At 38.0% G+C, this 21,660-nt stretch carries 20 protein-coding genes and 1 pseudogene; 9 read left to right on the top strand and 12 right to left on the bottom strand.

Annotated elements, in window-relative coordinates; translation table 11 throughout:
• Positions 1–3: 3 nt before the first annotated feature.
• The 6 genes and pseudogenes from phnW to ACYT32_RS10125 form a co-directional block, all read right to left on the bottom strand.
• Positions 4–1,095: pseudogene (gene phnW, locus ACYT32_RS10150) on the bottom strand (2-aminoethylphosphonate--pyruvate transaminase).
• A complete protein-coding gene (phnX, locus tag ACYT32_RS10145) occupies positions 1,089–1,883 on the bottom strand; it encodes a phosphonoacetaldehyde hydrolase (RefSeq protein WP_395265992.1) in 795 nt (264 codons plus the stop codon). Before phnX ends, phnW begins: the two are co-directional and overlap by 7 nt.
• Before the next feature lie 16 nt (positions 1,884–1,899).
• Entirely contained in the window at positions 1,900–2,751 is an 852-nt protein-coding gene (locus ACYT32_RS10140; RefSeq protein WP_395265991.1) for a PhnE/PtxC family ABC transporter permease, read from the bottom strand.
• The gene (locus ACYT32_RS10135) at positions 2,748–3,539 is read right to left on the bottom strand and encodes a phosphate/phosphonate ABC transporter permease (RefSeq protein ID WP_395265990.1); all 792 of its coding nucleotides are present in this window, start codon (positions 3,537–3,539) and stop codon (positions 2,748–2,750) included. The genes ACYT32_RS10140 and ACYT32_RS10135 overlap by 4 nt, the downstream gene beginning before the upstream one ends.
• Before the next feature lie 2 nt (positions 3,540–3,541).
• Positions 3,542–4,297: a phosphonate ABC transporter ATP-binding protein gene (gene phnC, locus ACYT32_RS10130; RefSeq protein WP_395265989.1), complete on the bottom strand. Its 756-nt coding sequence runs from the start codon at positions 4,295–4,297 to the stop codon at positions 3,542–3,544.
• Positions 4,298–4,306: 9 nt separating this feature from the next.
• The gene (locus ACYT32_RS10125) at positions 4,307–5,350 is read right to left on the bottom strand and encodes a phosphate/phosphite/phosphonate ABC transporter substrate-binding protein (protein WP_395265988.1); all 1,044 of its coding nucleotides are present in this window, start codon (positions 5,348–5,350) and stop codon (positions 4,307–4,309) included.
• 175 nt (positions 5,351–5,525) lie between these two features.
• Between ACYT32_RS10125 and ACYT32_RS10120 the strand changes: the two genes are divergently transcribed.
• Positions 5,526–6,401 carry an aldo/keto reductase gene (locus tag ACYT32_RS10120; protein WP_395265987.1) on the top strand — a complete coding sequence of 292 codons (876 nt, stop codon included), beginning with the start codon at positions 5,526–5,528 and terminating at the stop codon, positions 6,399–6,401.
• 365 nt (positions 6,402–6,766) lie between these two features.
• Here ACYT32_RS10120 and ACYT32_RS10115 read toward each other — a convergent pair whose 3' ends face one another.
• Positions 6,767–7,615 carry an AraC family transcriptional regulator gene (locus tag ACYT32_RS10115; protein ID WP_395265986.1) on the bottom strand — a complete coding sequence of 283 codons (849 nt, stop codon included), beginning with the start codon at positions 7,613–7,615 and terminating at the stop codon, positions 6,767–6,769.
• A 144-nt stretch (positions 7,616–7,759) separates the two neighbouring features.
• Here ACYT32_RS10115 and ACYT32_RS10110 point away from each other — a divergent pair, with 144 nt between their 5' ends.
• The 4 genes from ACYT32_RS10110 to ACYT32_RS10095 all read left to right on the top strand — a co-directional run bounded on the left by ACYT32_RS10110 (position 7,760) and on the right by ACYT32_RS10095 (position 11,569).
• Positions 7,760–8,563: an alpha/beta hydrolase gene (locus ACYT32_RS10110; protein WP_395265985.1), complete on the top strand. Its 804-nt coding sequence runs from the start codon at positions 7,760–7,762 to the stop codon at positions 8,561–8,563.
• A 12-nt stretch (positions 8,564–8,575) separates the two neighbouring features.
• Positions 8,576–10,003 (top strand): PTS transporter subunit EIIC, encoded by a 1,428-nt coding sequence (locus tag ACYT32_RS10105; RefSeq protein WP_395265984.1) that lies wholly within the window; start codon positions 8,576–8,578, stop codon positions 10,001–10,003.
• 171 nt (positions 10,004–10,174) lie between these two features.
• Positions 10,175–10,930, top strand: coding sequence for a DeoR/GlpR family DNA-binding transcription regulator (locus ACYT32_RS10100; protein WP_395266022.1), 756 nt, complete (start codon positions 10,175–10,177; stop codon positions 10,928–10,930).
• Positions 10,931–11,035: 105 nt separating this feature from the next.
• A complete protein-coding gene (locus tag ACYT32_RS10095; protein ID WP_395265983.1) occupies positions 11,036–11,569 on the top strand; it encodes an HAD family hydrolase in 534 nt (177 codons plus the stop codon).
• A gap of 69 nt (positions 11,570–11,638) precedes the next feature.
• Here ACYT32_RS10095 and ACYT32_RS10090 read toward each other — a convergent pair whose 3' ends face one another.
• The 3 genes from ACYT32_RS10090 to ACYT32_RS10080 all read right to left on the bottom strand — a co-directional run bounded on the left by ACYT32_RS10090 (position 11,639) and on the right by ACYT32_RS10080 (position 16,034).
• Positions 11,639–13,027, bottom strand: coding sequence for a flavocytochrome c (locus ACYT32_RS10090; RefSeq protein WP_395265981.1), 1,389 nt, complete (start codon positions 13,025–13,027; stop codon positions 11,639–11,641).
• 1 nt (position 13,028) lies between these two features.
• A complete protein-coding gene (locus tag ACYT32_RS10085) occupies positions 13,029–14,414 on the bottom strand; it encodes a class II fumarate hydratase (RefSeq protein WP_395265980.1) in 1,386 nt (461 codons plus the stop codon).
• 93 nt (positions 14,415–14,507) lie between these two features.
• The gene (locus ACYT32_RS10080; protein WP_395265979.1) at positions 14,508–16,034 is read right to left on the bottom strand and encodes a YfcC family protein; all 1,527 of its coding nucleotides are present in this window, start codon (positions 16,032–16,034) and stop codon (positions 14,508–14,510) included.
• Positions 16,035–16,230: 196 nt separating this feature from the next.
• Between ACYT32_RS10080 and ACYT32_RS10075 the strand changes: the two genes are divergently transcribed.
• The 4 genes from ACYT32_RS10075 to ACYT32_RS10060 all read left to right on the top strand — a co-directional run bounded on the left by ACYT32_RS10075 (position 16,231) and on the right by ACYT32_RS10060 (position 20,123).
• A complete protein-coding gene (locus ACYT32_RS10075) occupies positions 16,231–16,923 on the top strand; it encodes a MarR family winged helix-turn-helix transcriptional regulator (RefSeq protein ID WP_395265978.1) in 693 nt (230 codons plus the stop codon).
• Positions 16,924–16,946: 23 nt separating this feature from the next.
• Positions 16,947–18,713 (top strand): ABC transporter ATP-binding protein, encoded by a 1,767-nt coding sequence (locus tag ACYT32_RS10070; protein ID WP_395265977.1) that lies wholly within the window; start codon positions 16,947–16,949, stop codon positions 18,711–18,713.
• Between the two features lie 121 nt (positions 18,714–18,834).
• Positions 18,835–19,263, top strand: a complete 429-nt coding sequence (locus ACYT32_RS10065; protein WP_395265976.1) for a MarR family winged helix-turn-helix transcriptional regulator — start codon at positions 18,835–18,837, stop codon at positions 19,261–19,263.
• On the top strand, positions 19,260–20,123 hold the full coding sequence (locus ACYT32_RS10060; RefSeq protein ID WP_395265975.1) for an SDR family oxidoreductase: 864 nt from the start codon (positions 19,260–19,262) through the stop codon (positions 20,121–20,123). Before ACYT32_RS10065 ends, ACYT32_RS10060 begins: the two co-directional genes overlap by 4 nt.
• Before the next feature lie 84 nt (positions 20,124–20,207).
• Here ACYT32_RS10060 and ACYT32_RS10055 read toward each other — a convergent pair whose 3' ends face one another.
• Both ACYT32_RS10055 and ACYT32_RS10050 read right to left on the bottom strand, forming a co-directional pair.
• Positions 20,208–20,708 (bottom strand): macro domain-containing protein, encoded by a 501-nt coding sequence (locus tag ACYT32_RS10055; protein ID WP_395265974.1) that lies wholly within the window; start codon positions 20,706–20,708, stop codon positions 20,208–20,210.
• Between the two features lie 5 nt (positions 20,709–20,713).
• Positions 20,714–21,541 (bottom strand): Cof-type HAD-IIB family hydrolase, encoded by an 828-nt coding sequence (locus ACYT32_RS10050; RefSeq protein ID WP_395265973.1) that lies wholly within the window; start codon positions 21,539–21,541, stop codon positions 20,714–20,716.
• Positions 21,542–21,660: the final 119 nt, after the last annotated feature.

Here is a 21,660-nt window from a genome sequence, read left to right as displayed (position 1 = left end):
TTTTTATTTGGTGATAATAGTTTGAATTGCTGACAATAATCTAGTTATATCGTCAGGATAAACTTCACCAATATTACCAATACGGAAAGTTGGAACTTGCGAGATTTTACCTGGATAAATAACAAAGCCATCTTGCTTCAACTCTTGATAGAACTGATTGAAATCAAAATCATCACTCGGATAAATAAAGGATGTAATAATTGGTGACTGATACTTCTCATCAATTAGAACTTTAAATCCTAGAGATTCCATCCCTTCGGCTAAATGCTTCTGGTTGTCGGAATAACGTTTGTTACGTGCAATTACACCACCCTCTTCAGATAGTTCTTTGAGAGCTTGTGCAAAGGCATGTACAACATGCGTTGGTGAAGTAAAGCGCCACTTTCCATCATGACGTTCCATTTCCGCATATTGACTATATAAATCAAGAGATAAGGTCTGAGCCAACCCTTTTGTTGATTCTAATAATTGTTTATTAGCAATAACAAACGAAAATCCTGGGACACCTTGAATACATTTATTGGAACTACTGATCAAATAATCAATTTTTTCAGCTTTTAAATTAATTGGAATTCCACCGAAACTACTCATAGCATCTACAATCGTCACTATGCCACGTTCATGGACGAAAGGTATAATTTCTTCAATTGGATTTAAAATTCCTGTGGTAGTTTCACAATGAATCATTGCGAAATGTGTAATATCAGGATATTCATCAAGATACTCCGTTACTTTTTCTAAAGTAATTGGTTCTCTTTCGTCAACTACCAGATCAACATGATCTATCCCATAAATATCTGCCATTTAACTAATTCTTTTGCCGTAGGCACCGTTGATGGCAATCAATAATTTATCATCCAAAGTAAAAGTTGAGCTAATGACAGATTCTACGCCATAAGTTCCACTACCTTGAATGGGAACAGCAGTATATTCATCAGCCGTAACTTGGCCTAATTCCAACAATGAATGTCGAAACGACTGGGTGATTTTTTTATAATCTTCATCCCAAGTGCAATAATCAAAATTCATTGCCTGTTTTACTGTTGAACTTGTCGTCAAAGGTCCGGGGGTTAAAAGTAAATAATTTTCTACCATTTTTTATCCATCGATTCATTTAAATATTCAATAATTTGAACTAAATCAAATATACTGTCAATCACAAAGTCAGCGTTAACCGCTTCAAACTTACGTTTTGCTTCATTTCGTTTAACCATTTGTTCGTCATTACTCAATTCACTAAATTCAACCTGTGATAATCCCATCAAACTACTGCCTTCAACTATCCCAACCGTTTTCACGCCAGCATTTTGTCCTTCTTCTATATCAACCAAAGTATCGCCAACTTTGATTATTTTACTAGGATCATCGATATTGAATTTGTCCATAATGAATTGAATCATGGCTGGAGATGGTCGTCCAACGCCATCAACATCTTCAGCTGTAACTACCAAATCTGGTGCATAGCCTAATTCTGCTGCCTTATCCTGAACGATCTCCATCATTTCCGCAGTATAGCCGGTAGTTGTGGCCACTTTAATTCCATAATTTTTCAGGTAATTAAAAGTCTTCAACACTCCAGTTTTCAACTCCGTGTAATCTTTCAAATAGCGCAATAATGATTCTTGAAAATCAGCATAGATCTTCTTTCGATCCTCAGTATTAGGTGTACGGGAGTACATTTCCTTCCATTGATCTTGAACATCTTCCAGCTGCAAGATCTTACCGATATGATCCCACTTGGCCATGCCCATATCTTCTCTGATTTCATCATCGCTTAATTCAATTCCAGCTTTTTTGAAAGCTTTTTTAAACGCAATAACTGGAGCCAAACTGCCATAATCGACAGTCGTACCTGCCCAATCAAATATTACTGCTTCAATCATAAATTCTCTCCCTAACTTAACGGTTCAAATAAAATTGTCTTATTTTGACCGCGATAAACTCCAAAATAAATGCCACTAAGATGACCAGATAAACGATGAATCCAGTCTCATGGAAATCAAAACTCATACCACTGGCAACAAATAATTGATAACCAATTCCACCAGCACCTGCGGCTGCTCCAACAGCGATAGCGTTGGCAAAGTTAATTTCCAATCTAATGAAAGTCCACGAAACAAATGAAGCGACAATTGTTGGCCAAATTGCTTGGAAAACAATTACCCAAAATTTTGCACCTGTAACTTTCAATGACTCGATCGTAGACTGATCGATTCCCTCAATACTCTCTGAATATGCCTTTGTTAAGTAGGCAATACTGTGAAAACTTAATCCAAGAACTGCGGCGGTGGTTCCCAATCCACAAACAATTGAGAAAATCAGCGCCCAGATAATCGTTGGAATTGCTCGGATGATGGCCATTACCACTCTGATACCAGCACCTAAATACGCATTGGTTAAATTCTTAGAGGCCATAACGGCGAATAAGAAACCAAAAACTGCTCCAATAATTGTCGTTAAAATAGACAACATTACACTACTAGCCAATGCTTGAACTAAGAGAACTATTCCGTCAGTTCCTGCATTAGGTTGTAAAAACATTTGATTCAACGTAGTAGCCAACTCTCGAAAAGCGACATCTACTTTTACACCAGCAGTATCTAGGTGTGTCAGCGTATACCCAGTAATCAAGACTAAGCTGAGAAAAACCACCAATATTATTGTTCTTGATAAACTTTGCTCATGTAATTTGATTTGTGGAGATCTTGGTGTCTTTGGTTTACTAATGACGCGTTCTTCACTATTAATCACAAGATCACCCTCCTAATCTGATTTGAAATTGTCTCAAGTAAAATTACAACAACAATAATGGCTAAGACGGTCATTCCCGCAGCTGCGAAGCGAAAACTCTTATAATAAACATCGAAAATAAATCCAATCCCTGTACCGGTCAAGATACCAACTAAAGTAGCATCTCGAACGTTATTCTCAATCATATAGAGAATCCAACTTAAAATACTAGGTAATATCTGTGGTAAAACAGCTTGAAAAATCACTTGAAAGTAACTTGCACCAGTTGCCTTTAGTGCCAACATGGTTTCACTTGCTTCGTCTTCAATGATTTCCATGAAAGCACGAATCAAGTAACCAATTGACATTAATAGCAATGCCAAGAAACCTGTAAAATCACTTTGCTTGAAAGAAAATAGTAGGATCATTGACCATGCAACTAACGGAATGTTTCTAAAGAAAGAGGCAATTCCTCTAACTATCGTTTGAACAAAGCCATTAATACCAGTAACTTTAGAACCCAACAAAGCTATAAAAATTGAAATAAACGCTGCAACAACAGTTGATGATATTGCTAGCAACACGGTCTGAATCAGCTTTTGCCAAATTCTAGGAAGATACTGCATGGATTCTGGTGTTGGTCTGAAATTGACTCCTAACCATGCGAAAGCCTTTGGGATAGCCAAAAGTCCATTCACATTATTGAAATCTAATACCCAACTACCAAAGATATAAATACCGCCAATAAGAGCGATAATTCCTGTCTGATACCAACCTTTGTGTGCTAAAAATTTTGTCGGAGATTGCATTTTTATTCAAGCTCCTTCGTAATATCTTGATCATACAGTGTCTTCAAAATATCTTCTGATAATAAATCAGCGTCTTCATCGAAAACCAAATGTCCCTTACGAATACCGATAATTTGATCTGCAAATTGCTTAGCCATGTTGATTTGATGAAGGTTAGCAATACAAATCAATTGGTATTCATCAGTCAAGTCCTTTAACAGTTGCATAACATTTTGTGCTGAAGCAGGATCTAATGAGGCAATAGGTTCGTCACAGAGAATGACTTTGGGATGTTGAATCAAAGAACGGGCAATCCCCACTCGTTGCTTTTGACCACCACTCAATTCGGAACATCTCTTTAAAGCAAAACTTTCCAAGCCAACCTTTTTAAGTAAAGACATAGCTTCTTGTTTTTCTTCTTGGGTATATCTACCAAAGACACCAGCTAAGGTTGATTTATAACCTAGACGTCCGTGTAGAACATTCTCAATAACTGTCAAACGTTCAACTAAATTGTAATTTTGAAAAATCATTCCAATTTGACGACGATATTTTCTTAATTGCGATTTATTGGCTAATCGCAAATCATTACCGTCCAGAAGAATTTGACCATCATCATCTTTGATCAATTGATTAAGACTTCGTAAAATAGTTGTTTTACCAGCACCTGAGGGACCAATAATTGCCACAAACGTCCCTGGTTTAATATCAAAAGAAATATCAGTTAATGCTGGTTTATCTTTTTCATAGCTTTTTTGTAAATTCTTAACTTCTAACATAGTTACCTCTTATTTACCGACAAGTTCATGTGTTGGTTTGTACCATGCATCATCAACTTTTAGAAGAATCATCTTGTCACTCTTCTTTTGCCATAATGTAGGTGTCTTACCTTTACCATCAGAGAATAGAGCCTTGTTCTTAGTAAATTCTTCAGTTGTGAAACGTTTTGTAATTGCATCTTTGTCCTTGGCACTTAGTGCTTTGGTATTAACAACAAAAGGTCCGTTTTGAACAGGTAATACTGAAATATCAACTAATTGCTTACCCTTGAATTCTGCAAATGGTGCGTCAGCGTCGTCCTTAACAGTAAAGACTGAACCTGGTTTGTCATAGCTACCCTCAGTAACTTTAAGGAATGGTGTCAAATCAATATCATCAAATGCTGCGACATCAACGTCACCCTTCAATAAGTTAATAGCTGAACCTGGGTGAGTACTTCCGTAAAGAACTTTTGTGAAGAACTTACCACCCTCAGATAATTCGTCCTTGTTTTTCAAATTGAAATGCTTTTGAATTTCATCAGTTGGAACCGCAAATCCTGAAGTTGAACTTGTTGAAACGAATGAAGCTTTTTCACCCTTGATCTTGTCAATGTTGTACTTGCCGTCTTTCTTGTATTGATCGGCTTTTTCTTTTGGAACCATTAGATATGAACGATAACTAGCACCTTTAGTTGTACCGGTAGGACCTGATTGTAATAATAGTGGTTCAACCTTGCTGTTTTGGGCATGAGCTTGAATATATCCATCAGCACCCATGAAAGCAAGTTGTGCTTTACCTGATGCAATGGCTTCAATGGCCACATTATAATCAGTTGTAGTTTGAATATTGATCTTCTTACCAGTTGCTTTGTGAAGCTCTTCTTGTAAAGCTTTACGTGAAGCCGTGAAGTTCTTGGCTGATTCATTTGGATAAAAGACCATAGTAATTTCTTTATTATCTGCACTGCCGTTCTTTTCAGAAGCTGAACTCTTAGATGAGCAACCAGCTAATACTCCCATAAGTAGCAAAAACACCCCTAGAAAAGCGGTTAATAATCGCCCTTTTTTCATAAATAATTCCCAACTTTCTATATAATTTTTTGAACAACCTTAGATTAACAAAGCAATGTAAAGGAACAATAAATTTTCTGTAAAAAATGAAATTTTAACTTTTACAGTATTTATACATTTTTTATACATTTAACTAGGCTATAATAAAATTGAATTTAAGTAGGAGGTAAAATTTATGGCAACAAATATTCCATACATCGAATTAGCAAACGGCGTAATGATTCCTCAAGTCGGTTTAGGCGTCTTTAGAATGAATGATCAAGAAGTACTCGACAGCGTCAAATGGGCTATTGAAGCTGGGTATCGTCATATCGACACTGCCAGTTTCTACGACAATGAATCAGCCGTTGGACAGGCTATCAAAGCTTCTGGAATTGATCGTAAATATTTATTCATTACTACCAAAGTTTGGAACAACGTTCGTGGCTATGATGAAACAATTAAACAATTCAATAGTTCCTTGGAAAAATTAGGTTTAGACTATTTGGACCTATATTTGATCCACTGGCCTGCTGCTGGATTTGAAGAAAATTGGCGGGCAATGGAAGATCTTTACAAAGCCGGTAAAATTCGGGCCATTGGCGTTTCAAACTTTAAAGCTCATCACATTGAACAATTGATGAAAACTGCTACGATTGCCCCAATGGTTGATCAAATTGAGACCCACCCTTACTTACAAGAAAAAGATCTTCACGAGTATTTAGCTGAAAAAAATATTGCTCACGAATCTTGGAGTCCACTAGGTGGCGGTATCAACAAAGTAGTCGATGATCCTGTAATCAAAACAATTGCTGATAAATATCAAAAGTCACCTGCACAAGTCATTTTGAAGTGGCATATTCAACGTGGTGAAATTATCATCCCTAAGTCCACACACGAAAATCGGATCAAAGAAAACATTGATCTCTTCGATTATCATTTCGACCTAACACCTGAAGAAATGAATCAAATTGCTGGATTAGATGCTGACAAACGTGTCGGAGCTGATCCTGACGATGAAGAGTTTCTAGAAGAATCCACGACATATACCAATCAAAATCACAACAAATAATAATATTGAAAAACTGAAATGGTTTTTACTCTTTGTCAAATCGTATTGATGAATAGTTTTTGTATGAAAGGCATCCTCTCGCAGGGTGCCTTTTTTATCTTTCCGATGGTTCTTTTAAGGGGACCATTGGAATAAGATGTTGTGCAACCATTTCTCACGTAATTTAAATTACGACGTAACGTTGAAATAGACGTATCCATAGCGGTGTTGTTCTTTTTTCATTTTCTAGAGACAAAAAAACTGGCATTGATTATTCATCAATACCAGAAAGTATAGAACCATAATAAATAACTAACCGTAATGAAGTGCAACACAAAAGTTAGACTACTGAAATATGATTATTTTGTATTAGAAATCTATATCTACTAAGAAATTGCTTGAGTTTTCTTGCGATATTCTAATGGCGTCTGATGGTAACGTTCCTTAAAAGCCGCATAAAAGCTCTTTTCGTCTGGAAAACCCGTTTTGACCGCAATTTGTGAAAATCTTTCGTCAGTCTGAGTGATCGAATCGGTGGCCTTTTGAATGCGCAGCAAAGTCAGATATTTCTTAGGTGACATCCCCAAATATCTTTTAAACATCTTGGAAAAATAGGCATAGCTGTAGTTGTACTCCTGGGCCATTTGTGACAGCTGAATTTCATTTTGATACTTCTGATGGAATTCAGCAATTATCTCAGAGATCACATTTGGTATCTCACGATTCTCAATCTTTTCAGTTGTAAAATCTTTAACCAAAATACTGATCAGTTCAACTGCCATCGAAAGTTGGTGCAACCGATCATCTTCCGATTGATTGTCGCTAGAAAATTCCTTAATACTTTCGATCAAAGTGATCAATTCCCTAAAAGCTGGCATCTGACTAGCTTTTTCTGGTTTCTTGATCAAACCGAAACTCTTATTTTTCAAAGTCTTGGGCATGCAGTGGCGTAGCCAATCATAATTAACTAATAATGTCACGATTCGTTGCTGTGGCGTAATTACCGTATCGAACCCATGGATCAATCGAGAATTGATTACATAAACATCCCCTTGTTCCAACTGATAATTTTTATCTTCAATAAACATCGTTCCCGGGTTTCCTTGTTCAATGTAACTAATTTCAATTGCTTCGTGCCAATGAGGAACAACATACTTCTTTCCGACAGGCCGGTGATAAATACATTTGATTGGATTAACATAATCAAAATTTAATATTTCCATGGGAGTTAGCATAATATTCATCCTCCTTTAGGACAAAAATTGGAAGTTAACTGGTCAAAAATCATCTTACTCATTTTATTGTAAGCGGATACAATATGGGTGTCAATTAAATCTATCATATTTCAAACATTCCCTGATTTTTAGGAGGAGCAAAAAATGGCACATTTCAAAATCAATTATTTTTCTAATGCTTTATTAAAAGATTGTCAAATGGACTTACTTCTGCCACAACGAACTGCTGACAATCCAGACTGGGACGAAGAACTATTGAAAGATATTCCAGTACTATATTTACTCCATGGCATGAGTGATGACAACACCTCTTGGTTAAGAAAAACTCGTCTGGAACGCTTATTAAAAAGTACCCCTTTAGCAGTTGTCCTCCCCAATGCCGATTTAAGCTGGTATGCAAACACGGCTTACGGTATGGACTACTACAATGAAGTTGCAATAGAAATCCCTAAACTAATTCACGAGTTTTTCCCACAACTCTCAGTTAAGCCGGAAAAGAACTTTTTAATGGGAGCATCAATGGGTGGCTACGGTGCTTATAAAATCGCCTTATCGACCAATAACTTTGGTTATGTTGCCTCACTTTCAGGAGCTTTTGACCCTAGTGGCAACAACAAGATTCTGGAAAGTTTTCGTCCGAGCAATTATTGGAATAACGTTATCAGCCGTCGAGATGATTTCGCTAATTCCCCTGACAATCTCATATACTTAGCTTCTCAAAAACTAGAACGCCATGAAACGATGCCAAAATTTTTCGCATGGTGTGGCAAACAAGATTTCCTTTATCAAGACAATCTCCACTTGATCGATGAATTTGAAAATTTGAAGATTAAAATTGACGCTAACTTTACTGACGGAAAACACGATTGGTATTACTGGGACCAAAAGCTTGAAGATGTTCTGAAATGGCTACCAATCAACTATCTTCCCGAAGAAAGATTATCTTAAGGAGGGATTAACATGGACTATTCACAAGATGCAAAAACAATCATTGCTAATGTTGGTGGCGATAGTAATATCAACACTTTGATCCACTGTATGACCCGACTCCGCTTTACTTTGAAAGATGAGAGTAAAGCTAATACTTCTGAAATTGAAAAAATGGATATTGCCATCAAAGTTATGAAAGCTCAAGGTCAATACCAAATTGTTATTGGTAATAAAGTCACTGACGTTTTCAACGCAATTTTAAGCCAGCTGCCTCGTTTAGCAACTGAAGACGCTGGTGAAACAGAAACAGTGGCTGAAACTGTTTCAGAAGCTCCCGCAACTCTTGGAGCAAAATTCAAGCATGGATACGACGAATTCATTGGTGTACTGACAGCTTCAATGATGCCCATCATCGGTGTTTTAGCTGGTTCCGGTATCACCAAAGGTATCCTGGCCGGACTAGTCAGTGCTGGTGTCTTGAGTGAGAAAGCGGGTATTTTCGTTTTAATCAATACCATGGCGGATACGATTTTCTACTTCTTACCAGTCATCCTTGGTTTCACCGCTGCCAAAAAATTGGGTTCAGATCCCATCGCCCTGGCAGTCGTAGGTGCCTTTCTAATTCATCCCAATATAATTGGTGTGGCTGCAAGTAAAGTACCTGAAATTGGCATTTGGAGTGGCTTTGCTGTTAAGATCATGAACTACTCCGGTTCAGTCTTTCCAATCATTGTCGCCGCATGGTTAGGTAAATACGTTGAAAGATACGTCAAGAAAGTTATCCCTGAAATGATTCAAGGCATTTTCGTTCCTATTATTGAAATTATTATCCTATCCTTCGCCTTACTCCTAGTTGTTGCTCCAATCATTACTGTTTTAAGTAAAGGATTAGCTGATGGTATCTCAGCATTACTATCATTTAACGGTATTATCGGTGGAGCAATCTATGGAGCCTTCTATCCAATCTTAGTAGTCTTTGGACTACATTGGCCTTTGATTCCAATTGTTATCAACGATTTAGCGGTAAACGGACAAAGTGTTATCTGTGCATTGACTTCAATTACTGCAGTCGGAATTGCCGGTGGTGTCTTTGCTGTTGCAATCAAGACTAGAAAAAAGAAGTTTGAAGCTCTTGGTTACTCTGCTGGAGTCTCAGCTCTATGCGGAATCTCAGAACCTTCACTTTACGGAATCCTTTTGAAGTACAAGCGTGTTTTCTACATGGTGATGATCGGTAATGCTATCGGTGGCGCTGTCGGTGGTGCCATGCACTTAGTTATTTACGGATTTACTGGCAGCTTGATTGGCTTCCCTTCATTCATCAATCCTAAAGGTGGTATCGACAGTAACTTTACTGCTTATATCATCTCCCACTTGGTTGCCTTTTTAGTAGCCTTTGTACTGACTTATCTCTTCGGTTACAGTGATAAAATGGTTCCCTCAGATCAAGAAGCTTAGAAAGATACTTTCTTTTATGATATAACTCCCTATATTTGACTGATATGACTGTTCAAAAAGTGAACAGTCATATTTTTTTATCTAACAAATCTAAAAAAATCGTCATTGAATTATAAGCTATTTTAAGCTATTATTAGTACAAGACTTATATTAGCTTAAAAAAGTGGTGAAATTATGCAAAAAGAACGGCTCGACTTAATTTTAAAACAACTCCAAAAAAGCCAGACTTTGACTCTAAAAGAGATCATCGACCTGACTGGAGCCTCACGTGATACGGCCCGACGAGACATTGTCAAGTTGACTAATAATAATCTAGTTGAACGAAATTATGGCGGTATCAGTTTGCCCAACACTTTTAAAAAACTCGATAGCTACCTTGAGCGCAGCGACGATTATATCAATGCTAAACGTGAGCTAGCTAAACGGGCGGCTAATTTTGCGAACCAAGCGACTCAAATTTATCTGGATGTTTCAACTACCGTTGAATTCATGCCGCAATTTTTAACAAATCCTAATCTATTTTCCGTCACCAATTCACTAGATATTGCCGATCAATTAATTCGCCATACTCCTGGCAAGACACGTATTCTGGGTGGCAACCTAGATGCTGAAAAACGCTGCGTAGTTGGAACCCGCCCTTGTCTTGATCTAGAGAATTATACGTTTGATTTTGCCTTTTTAAGTAGTGTCGGTATCGATCAAGATGGTATCTACTATGCTTATGAAGATGATATTGATTACAAAAATAAGCTCAGACAGCGAGCAAAGAAGTTGGTTCTCTTGCTAGACAGTAGCAAGGTTAACGTCAAACATAATTTCAAAGTACTAAATTTGGATCAAATCGACTACATCATTACTAATGATAAATTGCCACAAAAATTAGAAAACCGTTTGTTAAAATCTAAAACCCAAATGATCTATCTTTGAGGAGGAAAACTTATGAGTCAAACAATTTTATTCGATGTTGACGGCACTTTAGTTGATACCGAAAAGACCATTATCAAATCTTAGCAGAAGACTTTGAAGGACACTTTGAACATTGAACCGGCTGCTGAAGATTTATTTTATGTTTTAGGAATTCCTGGTACCAAGGCTGTAGAAAGATATGCCCAAAACTCTGAACAAGGTCAAGAACTGCTCGAACTGTGGGAGAAAAATGATCATGCCATGTTTCATTACTCTCAACTTTTTGACGGTATCAGCGAAATGTTACAAAAACTGACTGACTACGGGATTCAGCTAGGAATCGTCACTTCCAGAACTGATCAAGAAATGCAGATAGTCTTAAATAACTTCGACTTGAAGAAATACTTTGCCACCTTCATTACAGCTTCTAAGACGAAATTACATAAACCCAATCCCGACCCAATTTTCAAAGCAATTGAGACTTTAAAAATCGATCCTGCTGAAACGCTCTACATTGGTGACTCGATCTATGACTTTCAATGTGCCAAAAATGCGAATGTTGAATTTGCCTTAGCTGGTTGGGGAGCCAAAGATAATCCTGAGTTTGCTAAAGCTGACTATCTCTTACAAGTACCGGATGACTTAGTAAAATTGTTCTAACAACATGAATATTGACATTCAAAAGGCCCTTCGATTCATCTCTAGAATCGGAGGGCCTTTTAGTTATATCTAATTTTGTAAATACTTAAAAACTTGTTGTCCAGCCTGACGACCAAAAACAACTGTCTCAGCGATTGAATTTCTGCCGATACGATTATTGCCGTGAAGACCACCAGCAACTTCGCCAGCCGCAAATAATCCTTTGATAGCCTGATTATTTTCATTAAGAACTTGAGTCTGATGATTGATTGCTACTCCACCCATCGTGTAATGAACAGCTGGAGCAATGTGAATCGCATAAAACGGAGCTTGGGAAATGTCTCTTTCCATCCCCGTAGTCCGCTTAAAAACGCGATCTGCTTGCTCTTTAACAGCTTGATTCCACGTATTGATGGTCTGTTGTAACTTCAAACTGTCAACGTTTAATTCAGTAGCTAATTTTTCAACACTTGGGGCTGTTTTAACTAAACCAACATGATCATAGAAATCAATCGCTTTGACCCGCTCACGAATAGCTTGATCAAAAATCAAATAGGCTCCCATGCCACCTAAATCATCAATTGCTTTGGTAACCTTTTTTCTAGTATCGAGTTCATTGACGAATCTTTGACCACTATCGTCCACCAAAATGGCCCCTTCACCACGGACAGCTTCACCAATTAAATAAGCATGTGGCGTGTCTTGTTGAACTGTCGGATGAACTTGAACTTGGTCCATGTCCACCAACTTTGCACCAATTCTTTGAGCCAATTTCAGCCCATCACCAGTAGCGCCTGGTTGATTTGTAGTTCGTAAATTCAACAAGTCAGAACGATATTGGGCTAATAGATCTTTACCAGCTCCAAAACCACCAGTGGCTAAAATTACTGCCTCAGCTTTGATCTCAAGTTTTCGATCTGTTTCAGCTTGAACACCACTAATTCGACCGTCTTCCATCAATAAATCAGTCACCTTGATCTGATCGAAGAGTGGGATTTGATCCTTTTGAACCCATTTCAACAGCTCAGTCACCAAATATCCACCAATTGGAGCCATCGAACTTGGACGATGTGTCCGCATCGTTTTCATACCGCCAGTAATGGTTAAGTCATCTAACTCAATACCGTGTTGAGCTAACCAATCAATAGCAATGGCTCCATGTTCGGTAAAAAATCTTAATAATTCTGGATTATTGAGTTTGCCACCACCAAGGTATGTCTCATTATAAAAGTCTTCAAAACTATCAACGATTTTATGTTCCAATTGAACCGAAGTTTCCGCCGCATTCATTCCTGAGGAAGCTCTGGTAGTATTGCCACCAATCTTATCCATCTTCTCTAAAATGACTGGTGTTAACCCTAATTCATGAGCTTGAATGGCACTCGTTAATCCCGCACCGCCGGAGCCAATAATAATCACATCGTAATGATCTCTTAGTTCAGTTAAATCGGTTGGTTTAAAAACAAATTTTTCTGCCATGCTACTTCTCCTCAATGTTTGTCATATCGAGCGGTACGACCCATTTATCAAACTGTTCTTCAGTAACTAAGCCTGACTTTAAGGCAGCTACTTTCAAAGTTGTTCCTTCACGTAGAGCTGATTGCGCAATTTCGGCACTTTCATGGTAACCAATATGCGGCGACAAGGCTGTAACTGTCATCAATGATTGGTCAACTAATTCAGTCATTCGTTCTTGATTTACTGTTAAACCACTGATCATTTTATCGGTGAAACCTTTGATCGTCCCAGTCAGCAATTGCGTCGATTCCAAAAAGGTGTAGATGATTACTGGTTTATAGACGTTCATTTCAAAGTTACCTTGACTGGCAGCAATATCGATCGTTACATCGTTTCCCATCACCCGAACAGCTGCCATCGTAATTGCTTCAGCTTGTGTGGGATTTACCTTACCGGGCATAATCGATGATCCTGGTTCGTTAGCAGGAATATTTATCTCTCCGTAACCAGAGCGTGGACCACTAGCCAAAAAGCGCACGTCATTAGCAATTTTCAACAAGTCACTGGCAAGCGTTTTGATAGCTCCGTGAACCACGTTTAAACCTGAATGAGCTGCTAAACCGAAGAACTTGTTTGTCTGAGCAGTAAAGTCATGTTGATAAATTTGACTCATCGATTGAGCGATTTTTTCGGCAAAACCGGGAGCAGCGTTCAAGCCTGTTCCTACTGCTGTCCCACCAATTGCTAACTCGCTCAAGGTCTTATTCAAATCTTGCAAATAATTTAAATCGTGTTCCAAAGCACTGACCCAGCCACTGATTTCTTGACCAAAAGTTAATGGTGTTGCGTCTTGTAAATGTGTCCGGCCGATTTTGACCACTTGCCAATATTGGGCCTGCTTTTGTTTTAAAACATCGATCAAATGTTGCAGCGATTTTTCCAACTCTTCAACTGCCATTGCTGCTGTGATATTCATGGCTGTAGGAAAAATATCATTCGAACTTTGTCCGTGATTCACATCGTCATTGGGTAAAATTTCAATTTTGGAGTCGATCAATTGAGCTACATGACTAACGACTTCATTGACGTTCATATTAGTCTGCGTACCTGAACCTGTCTGATAGACAACTAATGGAAAATCTTGACGTAACTGTTCATCATCTAAACTCAGTAAATGGTCAATCGCCTTAACGATTAAATCAGCCTTTTGAGAAACTATTGCTTGAGCATCCTTATTGGCAATAGCCGCTGCCTTTTTGATTTGTAATAAGGCTTTGATGATTTCTAATGGCATCTTAGAACCTGTGGAAAAGTTATTCCGGCTTCGTTCTGTTTGAGCACCCCAGAGAGCAGTTTTAGGGATTTTAACAGCTCCTAAGGTATCTTCTTCAATTCTATAATCAGACATTTTCTTCCTCCAAGACTAAGTAGTTGTTTCAATTATAGCTGACTCAAAAGCTGAGACAAAATAAAAATCGTTGCCATTGCAGCAACGATTTATTTATACAAGCACACCAATGGCTAAGAAAGCCATGATTAAAATAACGATCATGATTAGTAATTTCATAACAAACTTGATCCATTTATCAAAACCAACTTTAACCATTGCCAAGGAAACTAGGATCAATCCCGTAGGTGCAATTAATCCAATCAAACCTTGTCCCCAGTTATAAGCATCAATGATCATTGCCCGGTTGATACCCACGACATCAGCTAATGGTGCCATGATTGGCATGGAAAGAACAGCCAAACCGGATGATGATTGAATAAAGAATCCTAAAATAATATAAACAAAGAACAAGACCCAAATGAAGAGAATATTGTTCATACCGCTGATTTGATTACTGAAGAAATGCATGATCGTATCGCTGACGAAACTATTTTCCATCACGATACCAACAGATCTAGCTAAACCAACTGTCAAGGCAACGCCCAGTAAATCTCCAGCTCCCGAAACGAAACTGTCGACGAACTTAGCTTCCTTCAATCCAGCCGTAAAAATCAAGATATAAGCTACAGCTAAGAAGACCACCGCAATTTCTGTAAAGTACCAGCCTAATTGTTGCACGCCGTAGATCATGACTACGAAACCAGCCGCAAAGACTAACAATGATAGTTTTTGCCGGATTGTGAATTCGCTCTTAGAAGTTAGATCCATGTCACCTAAGAAACGTTCCTTATCTTCTTCTGCTTGATCAGCGACTAAAGATTGGTTTGGATCTTTACGAACCTTTTCTGCATAATGAATCGTATAGAAAATCGACAAACCGACAGCACAAAGCCACATTAAAGCACGTAAAGGTAACCCGTCGGTAAAGTTGATACCGGCCGCATTTGAGGCAATAACGGTTGAGAACGGATTAATGGTTGAACTCATTGAACCAATCGCTGTTCCCAAGTATACCGCCGCTACTGCCGTCAAAGTATCATACCCGGCCAGTAAGAAGATTGGTATCAGAATCGGATAAAAGGCAATCGTCTCTTCAGCTAACCCAAAGGTGGTCCCACCTAAGGCAATCAGTGAAGTAACAATGACGATCAACCATTTCTGTTTACCTTTCAACTTCTCGGATAACCGTTTCATTCCTGAATCCATCGCACCAGTGGCATTCACAACTCCAATGACACCACCTAATATCAGAATAAAGACAATAATATCAACACTATCAACAATACCTTGTACTTGTGAAGTTAAAAATTGATTGATAGTTCCTAAAACCCCACGCTTAGGCTTTTTAATTTGGTGATAGGTATTCGGAATAGCTGCGGGACGATAAATAGTTCCGTCCTTAAATTTACTTACTTTGATTTTGATCTTATAATCATCCAAAGTTTTTTGAGTAGCTGGCTTCTTATAAGTTTTGCCAGAAGACTCGGTGATCACAAATTTATTACTATCAGAATTATATTCCAAAGTACTATATTTCCCAGATGGGATAAAGAAAGTTAAAGCTTGAACTAAAATTAAAACGATAACGATAACCGTATAAGCCGAGGGAAAACCTCGTTTTTTCTTTTTCTCCGCCATAATTATTATTCATCCCCTTTGATGATTTTCTTCACAAAACCATTATAGCAGGGATTTGTAAAGGCTTACAGTAACTCTTGATTAAAAATATAAATAAACTGGTTGACAAATGTTTCGGTACCGAACTATAATTCTCTTTGCAATTAAGTTCGGTACCGAAATATATTAACAATCATAGAAATGAGGAATATTAATTATGAGTAAAATCACAGATGATTTAATGAAACAATTACATTTTGTCAGTGAAGCTGGCAACTTCTTTATGAGTCAAAAGAAACAAAAACTTACTGGTCAACAACGAGTTCTCGCCATTTTGAAGTTAGAAGATGGTCTAACTCAAAACTACTTAGCCGAAGTTTTAGACTTACGTCCAAGTTCAGTCGCTGAACTTCTGAAAAAATTGGAAAATAACGGCGATATCACTCGGACGGAAGACGAAAATGACAAGCGAACTAAACATGTTCATTTAACCGCCGCTGGGCAAAAAAAAGCTGACGAATACGCTGCTTTCAAGAACGATGATTACAGCGAAGATTTCTTTAACGGCTTAAATGATCAGGAAAAAGTTCAGTTCAGTGACTATCTCCAAAAAATTTCCGACGGCTGGGACGACGATTTCAAGCAGAATTCTTCGAAATTCGTTGACCCGACCGATAAATTTAAAGCGATGCTCAATATGCGTGACAAAATGATGCAAATGCATGGTGACTTGACCCCTGATGAGTTTGAACAAATGCGTCATGAAATGCGTGAACGAATGCACCAGATGCCATTTGAAAATCCTTGCCGACCACATCGAGATTTTCTCGATCACGAATCAGGGCATGGCTTTGATAACCGTCGTCATCCCAACTTTAGACGCGATTTTTGGCGACATGATGAATTTTAATTTTACTAAATGAGGATAAATCGATGCGTAATGAAGCAACAATTAGACCAGATATTTCCAGGTCTAGAACTCAATTTAAATTTCGGGATTTCATGCATTTAATCAACAGCGTGAATCCTAAAAAGGGACTTTTCCTTATTGGAATGCTCTTGAGTCTAATAACAAGTGGTGCCAGTTTGATAGTCCCCCAATTGACTAAAAGTTTAGTTGACTCGAGTGACCTATCGAAAATCAACAGCCATATGTTAATTATCTTAGTCTTAGCCTTTTTGATCCAGCTAGGCTTTGGAACGATTGGTGGTTATATCTTACGATATGTTGGTGAAGGATCAGTTAAAACGCTTCGGGAAAAGCTCTGGGAACATCTCCTAAAATTACCAGTTGGATATTTTGATGATCACAAATCTGGTGAAACCAGTTCACGGTTAGTTAACGATACGAGTGTTATTAAAGATCTAATCACTTCACAATTTCCTAACTTTGTTACTGGAGCGATTCAATTAGTTGGTTCAATGATCATTCTCTTCTTTATGGATTGGAAAATGGCCTCGTTGATGTTTGCAATCATCCCTGTTTTCGTTTTGATTTTGCTACCAATTGGCCGCATAATGTCACGTCTGGGTCGTAAATTACAAGCTGCCACTGCTGATTTCAATGCAGATGCGAGCGAAAAGTTATCCGAGATTCGTCTGATCAAATCCAGTAACGGGGAAACTTTTGAAAAAACAACTGGTGGCAATTTAATCAACCGGATTTTCCAAGTCGGTATTAAAGACGCCCGTGTGGAAGCTGTTTTACAACCAATCATGACAACTGCCATGTTGGGAATCTTCGTCGGTATCTTAGGTTATGGTGCTGTCAGAATTCAACAAGGTACTCTTTCCAGTGGTTCACTTGTTGCTTTCCTACTATATTTATTCAACATCATCACTCCAGTAGCCAGCTTTGCAACGTTTTTCTCTCAAGTTCAAAAGGCTATGGGTTCAACGGAAAGGATTCAAGAAATTCTCCAAGCTAAACCAGAACCTAGTTCTGATTTACAAAAGATTACGGTTGAAGGTAAGACCATAACTGCTTCACATGTAAACTTTAGTTATCAAGCAGATGAACCAATCCTAAAAGATATTTCTTTTGAAGCCAAACCTAATACTGTAATTGCTTTTGCGGGACCATCTGGTGGTGGAAAATCTACTATTTTTGCCCTGCTTGAGCGATTCTATCAGCCTAATTCAGGTTCTATTATGATTGACAAACAGAATATCAACCAAATTGACCTAGCTAATTGGCGAGCTCAGATCGGTTATGTTTCTCAAGATAGTGCTGTTTTTGCTGGCAGTATTCGTGATAATCTGCAATACGGTTTGAACAAGCATTTAACCGATGAAGATCTCTGGCAAGGTCTAAAATTAGCCTATGCCGAAGAGTTCGTCAAGAAGTTTCCTGATCAACTCGATACTCAAATTGGCGAACGAGGGGTTAAATTATCTGGTGGTCAAAAACAACGAATCGCAATTGCTCGAGCCTTCCTCCGCGACCCTAAGATTCTAATGTTAGATGAAGCAACCGCTAGTCTTGACTCTGAATCCGAGGAAAAAGTTCAACGAGCTTTGAACCAATTGATGGTTGGTCGTACTACTTTAGTGATTGCCCACCGTTTGTCAACAATTGTCGATGCTGACCAAATTTATTTCGTTGAGCAAGGCCAGATCAGTGGTCATGGTACGCATAAAGAACTTCTGTCAACACATGCTTTATACGCAGAATATGTAAAAGAACAAATTGTCAATTAATTTCAGAAATCATATAACTTCAACCTTTAATCGAAGTTATATGATTTTTTTTATATAAAGAATTGACAATCTATTAGAAAGTAGTTAGTATACTAACTATAAATAAAAAGAAGGTGTGCCCGTGAACAACATTGGTTATTTATTAATTAAAATCACCAAGCAATTGCGCTATGAATTGAATCAAAAGCTGCAATCGCAAGATATCACCATTCAACAATGGTCAGTGATTCAACAGATAAATCTCTGGATAACGATTCATCAGACTGGTCCAACAGCGAATGCTTTGTGTCAGATTTTAGATATGGATAAACCAACAATGTCCGGAATCATTCAACGCTTGGTCAAAAAAAAGCTGATCTACAAAGAACCCAACCCTAACGACCAACGATCGCAACTTTTAGGGCTGACTGCTATTGGTGAAACAGCTTTAACAGCTGGTGAACAAACTAGCGATCAACTTTTGAACCAATACTTAACTGTCCTCACCCCTGATGAACAAAAAAAGCTTCAAGAGCTCTTAATTAAATTAAATGGAGAAATTAAATCATGACAAAAATTTTAGTAATCGGAGCCACTGGTAATATTGGTTTACCACTAGTGGATTACCTCTCAAAACAAGACAATGTTTCAATCGTAGCTGGTGCCCATGATTTGGAAAAAGACCGCCGGACTCTTGCCAAGTATCCAGAAGTGGAACTAAGATATTTCGATTTTCTGGACTCTGAATCCTTCAAACCAGCAATGGCTGACGTAGAAAAGATTTTCTTTATTCGTCCACCCCAATTAGCTAATCCGAAAGTGGAAATGTTACCCTTCTTAAAGTTTGTTCAAGCTAAAAAAGTTCAACGTTTAGTCTTTGTTTCATTAATGGGAGTCGAACACAACCCAATGACACCACATCATAAGATTGAAAAGATGATCGAAGAGTTAAATATTCCTCATACCTTCATTCGCCCCAGCTTCTTTATGCAAAACCTCAATACGACCCACCGTTTCGATATTCAAAAGAATCACGACCTCTTCATCCCTGCTGGCCATGCTAAAACTAGTTTTATCGATACACGAGATATCGGCGAAGTCGCTGGAGTAACCCTTTTAGATGATAAGTATCTTAATAAAAAAGTTAATATCACCGGACCACAAGCACTGACTTACTTTGAAATCGCTGATTTAATGACTAAAACTTTTGGTCATACGGTTACTTACAGCAAACCTAGTTTATTAAGATTCCGTCACACGATGATTAAACGTGGGCTCAAGAAAGATTATGTCAATGTAATGGTCATGCTTTATCTGATTACCCAAATGGGCAATGCTAAAGAAGTGACTGACGAATGCTCTCAAGTTTTAGACCACGCACCTAGAGACATGCAGACATATTTGAACGACTATAAAAATCAATTGAGCTAGAAAACTTTAATGGTATATAAAAAGCCTCTGATTCATATCAGAGGCTTTTTAGTGTCACAATGATCAGTTTTGGATGACCAAATTCTACATATACAAATATTTCTTAGCTAAACTTTCAATCGTATCATCATAGGCAATGAAATAAACTAAGCCGTCGAAATCAAAATTTTTAACCGTTTCGATTGCAATAGCAATGGCATCCCCTAATGGATAATTGTAAATTCCAGCACTCAAAAATGGAAAGGCAATCGAATTGACCGCCAATTTTTGAGCTAACTTCATTGCGGAATCGTATGCCTTGATCAGCAAGTCCTTTTCCCCATGTTCGCCATCGTTATAACGCGGTCCGACAGCATGAATAACATAGTCTGCATTAAGCTCGAAAGCCTTGGTATAGACAGCACTGCCCGTAGGCGTACCACCTATTTCAAGCATTGCTTGACCAAGTTTTGGACCAGCCTTTCTATTCAAAGCTCCATCGACTCCACCACCCGGAACTAGGGCACTATTAGCTGCATTGACGATTGCATCGACATGAAATGGTAAATAGGCAATATCGCCTTTAACAATAGAAATTTTTTCCATAAATATTACCTCTTTTCGTTCAACACATATTTGTGGATAGCTTTTGATACACCATTTTGGTTGTTGCTCTCTGTCACTACCTTAGCACTTTTCTTGACGGCACTAGGTGCATTTTGCATAGCAACACCTAATCCGGCCAACTCAAGCATGGGAAGATCATTGAAATTATCACCAAGCGTCATCGTCTTATCAAGAGATAAATCGTACATTTTCGCTAACTCACGCAGAGCTTTCTCTTTGGAAACATGACTGTTAGTAATTTCAAGATAATTTGGTTTTGATAGATAAAACGAACTGTCAACCAAGCTTTCAGCCTGGAAGTTATTTAAAGCTTCAGCAATCTCTTCTGGTTCGCTAATTAATAAAATCTTATGGATTGGTGCCGTCGAAATCAATTTTTCCACATCAGTTACAATCGGTTCTAACTGCGTAATGTCTGACTCAATTTCAACCCATTTGTCGATTTTTTCAACATACCAATCTGACCCTGAATACAAGTTGATCGAAACTTGTGGATATTTTTGATGAACGCTAGTAATGATTTTCTTAACTTCATCAGGATTTAATTCGTGGCTCAAGATTGTCGTATAAGACTTTTTATCAAGATTCTTGATTACCAAAGCGCCGTTATAACAAGCAATCGGATTATCCATTACTGCAAGTTCTTTGGCGATTGGCAGCATCCCTTTAGGTGAACGAGCTGAGGCCAAAATGAAAGGTACATTCTTATTACGTAATTTATTTACAGTTGCTTTTAAATCGCTATCAACCACATTTTCGTCATTTAAAATCGTCCCATCAATGTCACTCAAAATTAATTTAATCTCATTCATCTTTTTCACCCCTATATTTTCTCCTGAAATCACCGTAACATATTTCACCCATTTAATCATTTGTCGAGATTAATTCAAAAAAGTAATTATTCAATAGAGATAACTGACTATGATAAACT

The sequence above is a fragment of the Companilactobacillus sp. FL22-3 genome (assembly GCF_054881455.1).
This window is presented reverse-complemented; position numbering and strand designations above follow the sequence as displayed.

Excerpts from the sequence above, each read along its gene's own strand:
- phnX (WP_395265992.1), bottom strand. The coding sequence starts at position 1,883 with ATGATTGAAGCAGTAATATTTGATTGGGCAGGTACGACTGTCGATTAT.
- ACYT32_RS10060 (WP_395265975.1), top strand. The coding sequence starts at position 19,260 with ATGACAAAAATTTTAGTAATCGGAGCCACTGGTAATATTGGTTTACCA.
- ACYT32_RS10120 (WP_395265987.1), top strand. The coding sequence starts at position 5,526 with ATGGCAACAAATATTCCATACATCGAATTAGCAAACGGCGTAATGATT.
- ACYT32_RS10085 (WP_395265980.1), bottom strand. The coding sequence starts at position 14,414 with ATGTCTGATTATAGAATTGAAGAAGATACCTTAGGAGCTGTTAAAATC.
- ACYT32_RS10050 (WP_395265973.1), bottom strand. The coding sequence starts at position 21,541 with ATGAATGAGATTAAATTAATTTTGAGTGACATTGATGGGACGATTTTA.
- ACYT32_RS10135 (WP_395265990.1), bottom strand. The coding sequence starts at position 3,539 with ATGCAATCTCCGACAAAATTTTTAGCACACAAAGGTTGGTATCAGACA.
- ACYT32_RS10090 (WP_395265981.1), bottom strand. The coding sequence starts at position 13,027 with ATGGCAGAAAAATTTGTTTTTAAACCAACCGATTTAACTGAACTAAGA.
- ACYT32_RS10105 (WP_395265984.1), top strand. The coding sequence starts at position 8,576 with ATGGACTATTCACAAGATGCAAAAACAATCATTGCTAATGTTGGTGGC.
- ACYT32_RS10075 (WP_395265978.1), top strand. The coding sequence starts at position 16,231 with ATGAGTAAAATCACAGATGATTTAATGAAACAATTACATTTTGTCAGT.
- ACYT32_RS10115 (WP_395265986.1), bottom strand. The coding sequence starts at position 7,615 with ATGCTAACTCCCATGGAAATATTAAATTTTGATTATGTTAATCCAATC.
- ACYT32_RS10125 (WP_395265988.1), bottom strand. The coding sequence starts at position 5,350 with ATGAAAAAAGGGCGATTATTAACCGCTTTTCTAGGGGTGTTTTTGCTA.
- phnC (WP_395265989.1), bottom strand. The coding sequence starts at position 4,297 with ATGTTAGAAGTTAAGAATTTACAAAAAAGCTATGAAAAAGATAAACCA.
- ACYT32_RS10080 (WP_395265979.1), bottom strand. The coding sequence starts at position 16,034 with ATGGCGGAGAAAAAGAAAAAACGAGGTTTTCCCTCGGCTTATACGGTT.
- ACYT32_RS10070 (WP_395265977.1), top strand. The coding sequence starts at position 16,947 with ATGCGTAATGAAGCAACAATTAGACCAGATATTTCCAGGTCTAGAACT.
- ACYT32_RS10110 (WP_395265985.1), top strand. The coding sequence starts at position 7,760 with ATGGCACATTTCAAAATCAATTATTTTTCTAATGCTTTATTAAAAGAT.
- ACYT32_RS10055 (WP_395265974.1), bottom strand. The coding sequence starts at position 20,708 with ATGGAAAAAATTTCTATTGTTAAAGGCGATATTGCCTATTTACCATTT.